This window comes from Pseudocolwellia sp. AS88 (assembly GCF_030551755.1).
In the GTDB taxonomy this organism is placed as follows: Bacteria; Pseudomonadota; Gammaproteobacteria; order Enterobacterales; family Alteromonadaceae; genus Pseudocolwellia.
The window spans coordinates 63790-78225 of sequence record NZ_JAUPEC010000008.1 but is presented as its reverse complement, the minus strand read 5'-3'; the positions used below and the strand labels follow the sequence as shown (position 1 = coordinate 78225).

Sequence of the window (14436 nt, the reverse complement as noted above, 5' to 3'; positions counted from 1 at the left end):
TAAATTTAACCGACATTAATTTAGCAAGATCAAAAAAGCCGCTTTGTAGGCGGCTTAGTACTTTTAACATAATGAAAATATAATTAACTACAGATTTTAGACTCTTCAATCATAGCTTTTTGAATAGCAACAGTTTCTTTAATAACTTTATCAAAGAATTTACGTTTCTCTTTAGATGAAGCATTACGAACGAATTCAGAAAAAAGGTGTAGACTTAACTTTTTCACGTGAATTAAACATGTCGTACACCTAATTAATTTAAATTGATTTAGTAATGTCAGATATAACCTCAAGCTAGAATAAATTATACTTTTTGCTTAGTAATGCGTCAATTTACTGTTTTATCATCCTAGTTTTAGTGGTCGCTTATCTTTAGTTGTCGCGGTGGCGACGGCACCCAAGGGGCGACGTACCGCCGCGCCTCCCCTTGGAACCCCTGCGGCGCCCTACTCAGCTAAAACATTCAATTAGCATTAGCTGTAACCCTCGAAATCTGCCGATTTATCATCCATGAACAACGGCAGCCCTCGACGTCCTGTCTCGGGTCGAGGCCTACTATCGCTAATATCTAATTGAATCGCTGAGATGGGAAATGGTGATCGCTTAAATTATCCAGAAAACACCTTGAGTATAAATAGCTAATAGTTATTAACTCTCAGCCATTTTAAGTACATAAGATGAAATACAAAACTATTAGCTAGCGCCTAGTCTGCTTTTAAAAATACTGAATAAAATACTAATGTTCAGCGATTGCTGGCAGGACGCCAGCAAAGTGAAGTAGCACATGGATGTGCGTTCTGAACGTTAGCTCAAAACATTAGTAGTTTTATGAAGAATACATTTTTAAGCAGCTCCGAGGGATTCCAAAGGGAGGCCGGAGGCAGCCTCCTTTTGGGTGTCGTCGCCACCGCGACAAAAACCTCAAGCATTCGATCAACTTATTAGTAATATTCATACTTAAAATTATGATTTCACCCAGGTAAATGAATATAAATTAAATAAGTTATTTACAGCTACAAATGAATCGAATACTATAATTTTGCTTTCTTTAATACTTGAAATAATCTCACACTAGTTAGAAATAGCTTAAAATTAGAACGCAAGTTCTGCGGAGCGTTTTACGCTCTACCTGATACGGTATGGCTCTTGGCACTTCAGTCGTCCTCGGCCGCCCGGTTCGCCCAATGTGAAATTGGGCAGGTTAACTTGCAGGTAATATTTTCTGATAATCAAGTAAGTAGGTACTAATAATTACTATGTGAGGCATTCCTAGAGAGTGTCGTAATTATAAGGAATAAACCGATGTTTATAGAATACTTGAAAGCTCTCAGAAAACGATTTTTTGGAACCATTGCATGTCTACTTGGGCATAAATGGGTGATTAGTTTTTTATTAAGTCTCGCTGGAAAGATACTTTTCTGGTTAGCAAAGTTACTAATAATTGGCCTGTTATCATACGCGGGGTTAACCTTTCCAACTCTTTAGAGGAGAAATTCTCAATAGTGAATCACCTGCAGGTATATAACCTAAATGAATATGAGTTTAATCTTAAAATTGAGATTAGTTCTAAAAATAACTTCTTCTCAAGTTTCTACCGATATAAGAGTAAGTGAAGATATTCTCAACGGTATAGAATCAGAAAAACATCCCATACCTAATGCTCTCATAAAATACTACGCTGACCATCTGTCTGTGAGTTCAATTTATTTAAGAATGTTATTTAGTAAAAATAAAAATTATCTTTATAAAATAATAATAAAATGTATCAATAAATATTTTGATATGATTTTATGGCTAAGGAAAGCAAATGAAGAAAAATAGATACCCACTTAATCAAAGCCCTCTTTTCAAATTAAACTCTCATTCAAAATTAGCTAAATTACTATTATTAGAATCTACAGCTCAATTAAAAAAAATAACATCCAAAGGTGACTACAACTACTACGAATCAAAACTTCCATCTGGAAGACTGATTGAAGTTCCTCTTCCTCAAATGACTCGAATTCATAGACGTTTAAATTCATTACTCAATCGTATTGAAATACCTAAATATATGAACTCAGGAGTTAAAGGACGATCTCATATAAAGAATGGTAAAGATCACCTACAATCAGATGTTGTGTATAAAGTAGATATTAAAAAGTATTACCAAAGTGTAAAGCTTATTAATATCGAAAAAGTATTTAGAAATAAATTCAAATGTTCACATGATATTGCAAAAACAATCGCTTTACTGTCAACATACAATGGTTTCATACCTACGGGTAGTCCATTAAGTCAAAACATGGCATACATTGCTAGTAGATCTGCATTCGACCACATAGCTAAATATAGCTTTGATAACGAAATTAATTTCACAGTGTATGTTGATGATTTAACTTTTTCAGGTAAAAAGATAACCTCTAAATTCAAATCTTATATAGTTAAGTATCTTAAAAGAAATAGGCAATTAGATTGCCATAAGATTAGAGCATATAATGATGGAACCCCTAAACCTATTACTGGTGTAGTAATAGTAAATAATATTTTAAAAGTCTGTAACAAACACAGACATAAAATATTTATGTTAAAGCAGAAATTAAATAAAAGTTTAAATAATTCATCAATACCTCCTGATGATTTAATGCGTGAATTTCAAGTACTACAAGGCCATTTATTCTCTGCAGGGCAAATTAATGGGAGATATAAGCAATTAGGTAAAAAGCTTGTGGAGCAAAGAAAAAAATTAGGCATAAATGCAATAAATCAAAAAACGATGAACAAAATCAATGCACCTGCTAATAAAAAGAAAAGAAAACTAAAAATAAATTGGGTTTAAGAAACAAAAAAAACGAGCATTAAGCTCGCTTTTTAATATTAATTTTCAGATAGTTGTGTAGATTAACTAAGTTCCCCTTTGGGGCCTTTCATAGCCCTTATTCTACTTATTCTAAGACTGTACTTTAGAACAACTAAGTTCCCCGTTAGTGAGAGTATAATCAGTTTGAACTAATACCTATAATACAAATATATTTACCATCCAATTTGTATATTCTTCTTCTCTAACAGATGATTCAATTCGATCCAGAATAATGAGCTTACAAATCGGTAACACCAGATTTCAAGTATATATTTGTCATAGTTGTAAGTTTTGTGATTGGAAATAGCTCTGAAGCAATTTGAGAGGGAATTCATTTTATCTGAATCGCATATCTGCATTTTAAACAATTGAGATATCTAGGCTAACTTGCTTTAATCATAAACAAGTTAGCCTATTTCTTTATCTACATATAATTAGCAAACCTTCTGTTATTTTTGATTTTTCTCCTTTAGCTCTATATCAAGATCACCCAGTAAAAATTGCATTATTTGTAGTTCAGTCATTTCCTCAGTAAGTTTTTGTCCAAGTAGTGTCCAGTGTTCAATAACATCTTCGGGTGTTTTTGGTAGTCTTTCCAAATATACGTTTGCCTTTGTAATTAAGTCATCTGACAGATTAATCTTTTTTTTTATCAACCATATAATTTCTCCTATTTTTTTGTGTAATTCTTAGCTGGTGGTAATATCTGATACAGCCATTCATTGTCATGTTTATAAAGCCATGTGTAATCGGCATAATGTAAATTCTTCAGCTCTTTTCGAGTAATACCTGACTGTGCACTTATAGCCTTAAATATGGATTCTCTAGCACTTAATCGTCGCTTATCCATCCGTATACTTTTTCGTTTTTCACTCAATCCGGGCACACTTTGGATAAGTATTTCAACAGATCCTACTGACACGCCCTCTCGCTCTGCAATAATTTTCCTGTGCAACCCAACGTGAGCGCTTTGTAGTATTTTAGCTTCTACATCTGAAGTAATAAACTGAGTCCGCTTCTGAAAAACAATGCCAATTTGATTCGCAATACTCTTTACAAAGTTAACGCTTCGCTTAAGTCGTCTCGATATCTCACGCAATGAATAAGTTCTTTTATTTAGTAATTTAATGCAACGTTCACGATCTACCAGTAATTTGTCCGTCTCTTCTTTTGTAGACATCTGTACACTTCTTTCCTTATCACGCATTTGATCAAGCACGTAGCAAAGAAAGATGTATTTTAGAGGGTGGCAATTATAGTTGCTCTTGTGCAGAATATTGAAAACCACACTCTTGGTGAGAAGTTTAAAACCGAATATTGATACTGATATCTCGTTTGCTTGTGGGAGCAGTAAGGTCATGTCCACACTTTGACCTTTAAGTAGTTTTTTCAATCGAACAAGCTCTACTGGACCACCCCAATAATCCTCTCGGCAGTCGTAAGAAAAAAATTGATAATCATGACTGTAGCGCAGGATCAAATCAGTGAGTCTCACTGCGTGTTTTGATGCAATTGTTCTCGGCGTATTATCTAATTGTGGAGGAAGATAAAATTTACGACTCGATGTGTTCAAATAACGCAGGTTTATTGCGTGTACAGGACAACTTATCACCCCATGCATTTGATGGCTCAAATGCCAAAATGCTAGACCAAATGTATGCCTATCTTGTTCAATACACTCTGGACAATACCAACTACCTCCGAGTTGTTTCATTGCTGCCTGCGCAACAGCAGAAACATTTGCAAGGTTATAACCAGAGCTAGAAAGCATAGTTTGTTTTAATAAATCTGGTCTGGAAACAAATCCTGAAAATAACGGAAAAAATGTGTGGTTGTAAAGCAGCTGATTTGTTAAATAACCTGTAGACTCTGCAAGATGCTGTATACCGAAAGGTAATCTCTGGTCGATATTTACTGGAGACTTCCCAAACCACCGTTGCGCACTAACTCTATGGTTAGTTTCTGCTCGATACATATGCAAACGCGCCACATAAGAATATATCGTTTCATCATGGTATATTGGTGGCGCATAAGCAGATATCATGAGGCTTTAAACTCCGTCGCATCTTCAGCAAACTTCATCGCTAACAAAAAGACTAAAGGATGCCGAACTGGAACTGTCAGCTTCAATTGCTGAGGCAATCCCAAACTAGCTTTATCTGAAAATAAAGCGTAATTCTGCGCTGACGGACATAGTCTAGTCAAAGCATCAGAGAGATACTTACGCCACTCTAATCTGTAGGTAATATCTAAATGCATATTCCTAGTAGTTACTCTGGCTCCCATAGCGCTAGCCATAGAGGACTTTACGTCTTTTAGGCGGTTGCGGTTATCCTCTGATGATATGCTCAGCAACTGACGAGATTGATTGTTCAACCAATTACGAAGCTCATCCGATTTAATCTCGATGCCAAGACTCAACACCTCATCGTTAATCACTGGATAATCTAACAGTGTTTCACCTAACTTAAGCTGGAAACTTAAAAGAGGCTTACTGTGGACTGCACATAAATAAATCGAAGTAATTTGATGAGTAGCATGCCAAATCGGTACACCGTATTTTTCAATATCAGCAACACGACAATCTGCACAGAATTTCATCGGTTTTAGTCCATCCAATATCTCTTCGCCTTCAAAAACACTCCGCTTAGATTTCACACGACTTTTGACGCACTTGATATGTTCACGATAGGCCTGCTCGCCAACAAAGCCTCTCCAAAACCTTGACCCTAGATGCTCTTTTAACAAAACACCACTGTACTCTCTTGCACTTTCTCTATATGCAAAACACGAAGCAACTCGTGGGAATAGCTGATGTAATTTTCCTAACTGCGCTGAGCCACTAAATGACATCAATCTTCGAGGGTCTACTCCACTAGTCATTTTACGCAAACGAGACAAATAAGCCGGGAGATACTCCCCCGGTAAAATAGGAATTTGAGCTGCGTAATGGTCAATAATATGAGTATTCATCACTTTACCTCTTACGAAATATGTCATGAGCGGCACGTCCTAACTCTTTGCTTTGGTTCAAAGCAACACTATCAGGGGTCTGATCATTTGGCATTGGAACAACTTTCTTAGTATGCTTTAATGCTTGTAATGACACTTTTAAGCTTCTTTCTTGAATTGGCTTTTTGTGCAAGCGAGTCAATTTATTCAATACCGACTTTTTAAGTTCATACACGTCCTTCAATAACTTTTCACTCAACCTCGTTATGTTTAACTCCTCCACGTGGTCTATCAATGCTTTACAGTAAATTTGAAGAGCACTGTAATTTCCGGCTGTATAAACGTGGATTTGGCGTAAATATGCACTAGTCAATACCACTTCACGACAAAACACATACTTCTGAATAATCGTTGTAACTAAATTATCCCAATAATCACTATCTTGTGGATAGTTGTCTAAAGTGATATCTGCGTCTTTTTTGTAGCGGCGAAGGGTATGTGCATTGCAAGATAAAAAGTCTTCCAACTCAGGTGTACCAATGAGTAAAATTGGAACCTTCAATGAATTAAATAAACGCTGAAGAAATTTCGCATTTGGCGAATCTTTACCTGACACTTTTCCACTCTCAGTTATAAGCATCTGCCCCTCATCCAAAATAACAAGGCCGATTCCATGCTGCCAGCACGCGTTTGCCAAAGCCTCAATTAGATGTCCTTCACCTTTACGTTGAGGGTTATCTTCGTAATACTTTGTTCCTATCTTGTCATCAATTGCTGCTAATAAATTTTGCAGTACGCTGAGTGTCGAACGCCCATTGATATCAGTCTTAATACAAGGGATTTGCAAAAAACACTTTTGATAAGCAGTATCACTTGCAGGGTGTAGGATCGTCGTTGGGAGCATATCCACAGCGCGGTTAACCGTTTCTGATTTACCCAGTCCGGCAGGGCCGATAATGCACCCTGCCATGTCAATCTTTTTGTCTGCTTTGATTTTTCCCTCCACTCTTTTTTGACCACCAATTGCAGCCTTGTTCATATCTGCGTAAAAACTAGGATAGGCGATATTTTTAAAGCGATAGCCAAATTCAATCATTTCACTAATTGCTTTGTATATTTCCCATGCAAAGTCGCTTGGCGCATAAAACTCACAGCCAAACACTCGCTTCCTCTCACGAGCATCTACCCCATTAAAGTTAAACTGTTTATCCTGCCTTAATTCGATCTGAGACATAAACGCTTGCTTATCGCCTATCAGGTTTAATTTAGCAACTAGTGGATTAAGTTTCGTTGGTGAAACCCATTGACTTTTTTTAGACTTTGATTTCATTGATTAATACTCCTATAATTAATTTTAAATTGCTTAGTGGTTATAATCGTCGCTCATCGCAGTGCAAACTGTATTAGCGTTATTTTGTGCCTCATAGAACCTGTCTACTTTTGTATTCAACTTCTTACCTTTAGCGGGTGACTTACCTTCAGGGCGCATTAGACCGCGCAGGTTTTCACAATTGCTTGCAGCGATATCTCGCTGTTTTTTTACTCGAATAGAATCATCAACACTGTTAGCGTAGCGTGCACCAGAAGCGAATACGGCCATGTCCTCTAATACTGCTAATCCCTCTTCGGAGTGAAGATTTTTCAGCAGTTCGTTAGAGTCAGCCAAATCAAAGTCGATAATGTCATTTGATGTAGTACCCATTTGAAACCACACCTTTTGAGTCCAAGAAGGAAGGGCCATGACTTCAATCTCGAAACCTGAGCGCTTGGGATCAATGGAGATCTCCTGCCTCAATTCTTCAAACTGCTTGTTAGAAGTTTGATAATTGAAACCCTCTTTCATTAATTCCACCCCTGTTTTACTGACAATGGCTTTTTTCTTTGGCAACAATGCACTCATCAGGGTTTTAGGATCGACTGTTTTCCCACCGTCCATCAACTCATCCATCCCCCAATTCCATAGCTCTCTGGGAATTCCCCTAATACCATTTTCGAGGTGTTCCTGTGTCACCTTCTTATTCAGGATTGTGTGATTATTGTGTGCAATGACTTCTTCAATAAGGATGTAATAGAGATCATCAATGGTGTATACGGCATGATTGGATGGATCTTTTTTAGCTTTTGCACGGCCTTTAATGAGCGCTCCGGGAAGTCCGTGGATGCAGCTTTTATTGAGCTTATTGAATAACCCTTCTACTGACCCTTTAGCCCGACCTAAATAGGCTTCCGTAATTTGAATAGAAGCAAGGCCTATTTGTGACTTAATGAGTGCGGACATAGCTGCATCAAGATATTCTGCTCCTCTATCAATAACTAAGGTATGACAGACGTGATGACAAGGCCAATCACCGGGCTGATAGTCATAACCCCATTGTTTACAAAATTGTTCCTTGTCAGACATCGCATTAAACAGCGCAAGGCACACTGCTTCAACATTCGCTCCATTAAGAGATAAGTGAAAACCAACGAAAATGTTAGTGCTAACATCAACAACCGAATAAAGAATAGGCCGCTCAATAGGCAAGCTCTCTTCAGTGCAGTATTTAGAAATTAGGTGAACATCCAGAACGGTCGCATCAATTTCATACATGTGACTTGGGCCAATAACATGCTTCATGACAGTGCTGGTTTGAATCTTAAATTTGTTACGAAACTCTTTTGCGCCATGTTTTATTTTTTCGAATTTAGTTCGACCATCGCATGCCTTAAATAAAAGCGTTTTAAACTGAGATACCGTTAAATATTTTTCGGGGATATAGTCGTAAATCTTTCTCCCGAAGTCATCTTCATAGATCACCGTAATGGCGTACTTGGCATTATAAAGTTTGCATAAGTGCTTTATGCTTAGATATTTTTCACCGTCGAAATTTGACTTAGTAAATTCCTCCACGCATTTAAAGTCGTTTTTATTTGATACCCGTTTAACTTGATTGTTTGACTTTCGCTTTCGTCCTCTACCTGTAGGAAAACGACGTTCAGCATCTTTAGTATTTTCAGGCATTGCGAAATTACTGCCACAATTCCCATATGCAGGAATAAGTGCCTCTTCACATTGGCCAAAAGCATAGTAAACACAAAGTGTATCCCACAAAAAGTCGTAAGTTACCCCGAGACCTTTTGCGAAAGATTTAATGCTTCGAGTTGGGATATCCCCATTGAAGAAAGCCACTTTCCGCTGAATAATCTGCTCAAACGCATCAACTACGCGTCGCTTTTCTTCCACTTTCTTTTTACGGTTTTCTCGTCGTTTAAAGAAGTGTTCAATGATTTTCGATTTTCCCCTTGGGATGTTTTGCGACAACCATAAATCTCGATAATAACGGATGTGAACTGCGTCCGAAAAACTCTGACTAACTAATGAAAATAAGTGCCAATCGACCCATTCGGTTGCGGAACAGTGTGTTAGTTTGAGAGGGCTACCGATTCGATGAACAAATGGTTTTTTAGGCCGTCTTCTATCCTGCTGGCACAATATAACAATGTTAGAACCATACTCATATTCGACAACAGTGAATCGCGCATGGTTAATGTCTTCACTATGAAGAGGCGGTGCGACAAGAACTTTATTTATTGCCAATTCCATATTTTTTCTCCTATAGGCAAAGGGCGGTTAAAGATAATTTCTTTGGATATATCAACTGGTAATCGCTTCTGCCAAATAAGTTTCCAGAACGACCCACGTATTTTCCCCGTAGAATGATTTAATTGAAGTGCGATGCTAGATAACAAAGCTGTGAAACAAGCTCTAGGCATCTCACGAAATCTATGCTTGAAAGCTTCTTCGACCTTTACCAGAAGCACTTCATCAATTTCTAGTTCGCTTCGAACTTCTGCTTCCAATAAGTTGCGGGCAAAATCCTCTTCAAAGCACTGCATTGCAGAAGTCACCAAACGCCAACCCAAACCGTCAATTCGACAGAATTCGACTTCAATATTGAGTTTATTGCGTATGTTTACATCACGTTTTTGCTTCTCAGAGAAAAGTCCATCTTCGTTCACTCCTTTAAGAGCTATCGCGCATTGCTTAAAAACGCCATCCTCATCTGAGTAATCAATCAGATAATCCGTCGTCATAACAACCGCTTGATTAACTTTGAGAAATGGCCGTATGTGCTTGCCTTTTGGGGTATAACTGGGATGCTTTACTCTCATAGCATCGGCTATTTCTAGTGTCGTTTTGATTGGTAGTAACGGGTATTGTGTTTTGATAGAAATAACATTCGGTAGGAAATCCAAGTACCTCAGCAATCGAGTTTCCATAATCGACAGAGTCTCATGACTATCATCGGATTCAGGGTTAAAAATCTTACTACCCTTACCAACCGTTGGTGTGCGCTTTAGCTTAATGTACGGCGTATACTGTTTGGTCTTGACTGCTTGTGCTTCCCACTTCGCAATTCGATTTAGGGTAAGTGATGTTACGGGTGGCTGATTCCCGATTCGAACAAAACCTAAATTTTCATGATTTTCTTGCATAAGTATTTCTCCTTTAAATTTAGAAAATAGGCTAGAGAAATAAAATTTGAAATCAGTTTTAGAGTGTTATTGCAATATTATTGGTAAAACCAATAAACTATAAAAACACAAGGAGGTGATTTGACAACATTGATATGTACTTAAGATACAAGTTGAATGAACCTCATAAGAGCAACAGGACTAGTGTATTTATAAAAACACAAAAATTAGCAGGTATTGAATATTAATCACGAGTTTTGTAACAAAAATTCAGAGCTTGTCAACTAAGGCATCAGGCGTAATAAGAAGTGTGAAGTCATTACATTCATAAAGTATCTGCCAGATAAAGATTTTCATCACTATTGACAAAAATCTTTATTATCCAAAATCCCATCATTCATCACTTACCTGCCGCACCACTCACCTTTTAGATATAACAGCAATCGCGATTAGGTCTTATTTGGTAAATCTCACAAAATAAACAATAAAACAAATTAAAATAATTTTTTACTTATTATTATTTTTAGATTGACAAAATTATGAAGCATACATAATCTAATATTTTTATAAGAGTTAAAAGTTCTCCAAAATGACACTAATTTATGGCCATAGTCATAATTCACACAACACTGATAGTGCAAATGGATAAGAAATAATGCATCCCTCAATTAAACAAGTAATTGACTACTCATCTGAGCTTTCTCTTATAGGTCATGAAGAATTTATCGAGCTGGTATGTGCTTGCTTCGTTTATTTACATACCTTCAATCAGAGCAATTCACCACAAACATTTCAATTTAATAAAAAGCTAACATTTAACGAGCTAAACTCATCGGTCAAAATCACTCTACACTTGTCAACACCTCTTAAGGTATGCCTTAAGAATAGGCCTGAATTGGAGAATGCATTAAATGAGTTCATTGCAAAAATTGCACGCCTACTTCAAAGCAAAGTCATCAATGGCAAAGATCTAAACACCGCTATCAAAGTGTTGTACGGTAAATCCAGTCATCACTACGTTATACCAAACGAGCTGTGCCAGCTTGGAGTTGATTTATTAGGGAGTTCAATCCAACAAGTTTACTGCCCATTCGAGAAAGGATGTGATTTTGCTTTATTTTTCCCTGAGCAAACAAAAGTAGTGACTGAAACGAATAGTAAAGACGACGTGTTTTACGCGAAAGTTCAAATTGTATTATTAAACAAATCGCTTCAGATCATCGAAACCGACCCTATTAAAAGCCCCTCTCTAATAGTTGATGGTGGACTCAGAAAGTTTGACGCTGTTATCGGCATGCCTCCACTAGGTAGTAGAATAAAAGGGAAAGTTGATGGCGATATTTGGTGCCGCTTTCCTGAAGATGCCTTTTTTGGCGAGGTATATTATTTGCGCCACATGCTCGCGCAAAGTAAAGGCCGGGTTATTTGTTTCGTGTCCAACGCATTTCTTTATCGGACGGCAGCGGGTGAATATCGATTCAAACAAGATATAATTGAGAATGAGATACTAGAAGGAGTTATTGCGCTTCCCAATGGACTCTTGTCACATACTTCATTAGATATAAGCCTTGTTGTATTGGACACCAGAAAAACATCACTAAACGTTAAATTTATGGATGCTAGTAGTGAAGCGTTTACTTATAAGTTATCAAAAACACGTAACCAACTAAGTAATGTTAAACAACTGTTAGATATTTATTACAACCCCTATAATTATGACGACGACCTGATAGTTTACTCATCCATGTATGAAATAGCAGATACTGACTATAACTTATCCCCAGCTCGCTATTTAAAATCAAAAGATGATAGAAAATTAGACGAATTCTTATCTGGTTTTAAAACCACCACATTGTCTGAGCTGGTTGATATCATCCGGCCTCAAGCATTACAACATAATGAGGAAGGCAATGAAGCAGCTAATGAATATGGGCTAAATAACCTTAATGATATTGGCCTCCTTGCAGGCAGTCCAAGGCAGTTGACACTAAATAGTCGACAGTCAAAACGTGCAATAAAACAATTAATACTACCCAATGATGTTTTGGTCGTTTGTCGTGGTGCTGTAGGCAGGGTCGGGTTTGTTCCCGATAAAATAGGAGATAACGCCCTAGCAAACCAAGCATTTGCTATCTTGCGGGTAAAACCACTTTGCAGAAGAATGTCTCCAAAAGCACTATTTCAGTACTTATCGTCCGATTATGGTAAATATCAACTCAGCTCGCTTGCCACTGGAACTACATCACTAATGTTATCCAGTAAAGATTTAAGCACAATGATCGTTCCTGCGTTAAACAAAGCACAACAAGAAGTGATGGCTAATGCGCATCAGCAAGCCATTGACAAACAAAATGCAATAGAAATATTACAAAAAGAGCTTATGGGATTGCGAACACAGGCAATACAAGAAATCCTAATATGAGACTGAATCTTTAATTATCCAATTATATATGTGGATCGTCACAAATAATGAGAAATGCGTCACACGATAAGAAATTTTAATATTTAAGTTACACCTGAGAAAAACTTTGTAACTTGTCAACGATCCAATAATGTCAGCAAAGATACGAAAGCGGACGTTTTTTTGTCTGCCAGCTAGGAAGTGCAGTTATCTAATTTCGATCACTGTCTTTTGGGTTTTGTAAGCTGCAATTATTGACCGTAGAGTGCCGACTAGAGTCGTTCGAGCTAACTTGTTTCTACTTCTAAAATTAATCTATACAAGTAACCAATATCACTTGCTAATACAGTGTGATCTAAAACATAAGTATCCATATTTTACTTCTTCGCTTTTCTACTCAGGTTGTTCACAATTTTTAGTGTCTATTTTAATTTGTGTGACGAGTTCTTGTTTATTATCCAAGTAATCATAGATAACGACAGCCTTCAAATCTCTAAATGGTTTCATCGATTCTCCGTTGCAGACACTCGTTTTGATATTAGGAGCCATAGCATCAACAAATGTTTCAATATTAATGTTTTCTCTTTCGTAATTTGGTAATTGATATGTGTAAGAGAATGTATCTTCATGGGATGAACTTGCAATCCAAGTTGTTTCTTCATCTATTACCATCGGCAGGCTTTCGTTAAGTTGAATGGCGGTGTCAGATAGAATATCAGCAGTGTTCTTGGTGGCACGTAAAAGGCCACTCATGGCCCAATAACTGATCATTACACCACCGATAGCACCTAAAATGATGTATAAGCTGAGTTTGGTATTTTGATCTAAGCTTGTAACTTCAGATTCGTTTTTTATTTCGAAGCTAGGTGTTTCCGATAAATACTTTGAATACTGTCTTTCACTAAATCGCCAGCCAACATACCCAAATAACGCGCCCCCTATAGCCCATACTCCGGCTTGCCACAATAGTGAAACTAGATCTAACTGATCGGAACCTTTTAGCGCTGGCAAAACAGCCATAACTAAATACATGATTAAACCCCAGCTCAAAACACCAGTCTGTAAGACATAAAAAAACATGCCGCTTTCTCTTTTCTCGCGCCAATTCTCCATTCTATTAGCCATTGCAGTTTCTAAGTTCTGATTTCCTTTTAACCAGTTATCCGGAACTTGAGATCTTAGATATACATTTTTTACTTTATCTTTATCCCAACCTAAAACGGTCGAAGAAATCAGAGCGTTTATTAACCATCCTAAAAGGTAAAATCCAATCATTAGAGTTACCATTAGGCCAATAAATCCAATAACCCAAATTAAGCTATTGTCGAACTCTCTCACGGGAGTATCGGTGTCCAGTTCTAACCATATTGATATAAGCCACATCACACCGAATGAAGAGAACATCAGCGTGAAAGGAAGAATAGCAAGGGCTATCGAATACCTAGTTTTGATTATTGAACTGATATCGGTATTGAATGCGATGTTTGTCATAAGTTCCCTTTATTAAATTATTATTCTTCCAGTCCAGATTAAACCACATCGACATGTTTTATGCACTTTGAGTCATAAATGATGTATTAGATTACTTTATTATAGATTCAGTAGATTATTTTTTCACCCAGCTGTTAATGTTAGTGAACGGCCCCACTGATTTTTCTAATGTCTGCTTTTGGCTATCACTTGACCTAAAGAATAATCAGCAGCTATCGTCAACAAAGATACGAAAGCGGAAATTAGCATCAATTAGTATTTAACCTATTTAGAGTGTTCAATCTGTCTTGCTCCTGAC

The 14436-nt window shown here is 37.1% G+C and carries 10 protein-coding genes; 2 read left to right on the top strand and 8 right to left on the bottom strand.

Features of this window, described 5'->3' with window-relative positions; all coding sequences use genetic code 11:
- Positions 1-83: 83 nt before the first annotated feature.
- Complete coding sequence (locus Q5N69_RS07770; RefSeq protein ID WP_304368301.1) at positions 84-227, bottom strand: hypothetical protein; 144 nt, start codon at positions 225-227, stop codon at positions 84-86.
- Between the two features lie 1580 nt (positions 228-1807).
- On the opposite strand from Q5N69_RS07770, the gene Q5N69_RS07765 reads away from it, so the two are divergent.
- The gene (locus Q5N69_RS07765) at positions 1808-2818 is read left to right on the top strand and encodes a reverse transcriptase family protein (RefSeq protein ID WP_304368300.1); all 1011 of its coding nucleotides are present in this window, start codon (positions 1808-1810) and stop codon (positions 2816-2818) included.
- Positions 2819-3288: 470 nt separating this feature from the next.
- Here Q5N69_RS07765 and Q5N69_RS07760 read toward each other — a convergent pair whose 3' ends face one another.
- The 6 genes from Q5N69_RS07760 to Q5N69_RS07735 all read right to left on the bottom strand — a co-directional run bounded on the left by Q5N69_RS07760 (position 3289) and on the right by Q5N69_RS07735 (position 10267).
- On the bottom strand, positions 3289-3438 hold the full coding sequence (locus Q5N69_RS07760) for a hypothetical protein (RefSeq protein ID WP_304368299.1): 150 nt from the start codon (positions 3436-3438) through the stop codon (positions 3289-3291).
- 71 nt (positions 3439-3509) lie between these two features.
- A complete protein-coding gene (locus tag Q5N69_RS07755; protein WP_304368298.1) occupies positions 3510-4883 on the bottom strand; it encodes a TnsD family Tn7-like transposition protein in 1374 nt (457 codons plus the stop codon).
- Complete coding sequence (locus tag Q5N69_RS07750; protein ID WP_304368297.1) at positions 4880-5812, bottom strand: hypothetical protein; 933 nt, start codon at positions 5810-5812, stop codon at positions 4880-4882. Before Q5N69_RS07750 ends, Q5N69_RS07755 begins: the two co-directional genes overlap by 4 nt.
- 4 nt (positions 5813-5816) lie before the next feature.
- Positions 5817-7121, bottom strand: coding sequence for an ATP-binding protein (locus Q5N69_RS07745; RefSeq protein WP_304368296.1), 1305 nt, complete (start codon positions 7119-7121; stop codon positions 5817-5819).
- Between the two features lie 33 nt (positions 7122-7154).
- A complete protein-coding gene (locus Q5N69_RS07740) occupies positions 7155-9374 on the bottom strand; it encodes a hypothetical protein (RefSeq protein WP_304368295.1) in 2220 nt (739 codons plus the stop codon).
- Entirely contained in the window at positions 9359-10267 is a 909-nt protein-coding gene (locus tag Q5N69_RS07735) for a TnsA endonuclease N-terminal domain-containing protein (RefSeq protein WP_304368294.1), read from the bottom strand. The genes Q5N69_RS07740 and Q5N69_RS07735 overlap by 16 nt, the downstream gene beginning before the upstream one ends.
- A gap of 634 nt (positions 10268-10901) precedes the next feature.
- Here Q5N69_RS07735 and Q5N69_RS07730 point away from each other — a divergent pair.
- Entirely contained in the window at positions 10902-12668 is a 1767-nt protein-coding gene (locus Q5N69_RS07730) for an N-6 DNA methylase (RefSeq protein WP_304368293.1), read from the top strand.
- Between the two features lie 372 nt (positions 12669-13040).
- On the opposite strand, the gene Q5N69_RS07725 is transcribed toward Q5N69_RS07730, so the two are convergent.
- Complete coding sequence (locus Q5N69_RS07725; RefSeq protein ID WP_304368292.1) at positions 13041-14138, bottom strand: hypothetical protein; 1098 nt, start codon at positions 14136-14138, stop codon at positions 13041-13043.
- Positions 14139-14436: the final 298 nt, after the last annotated feature.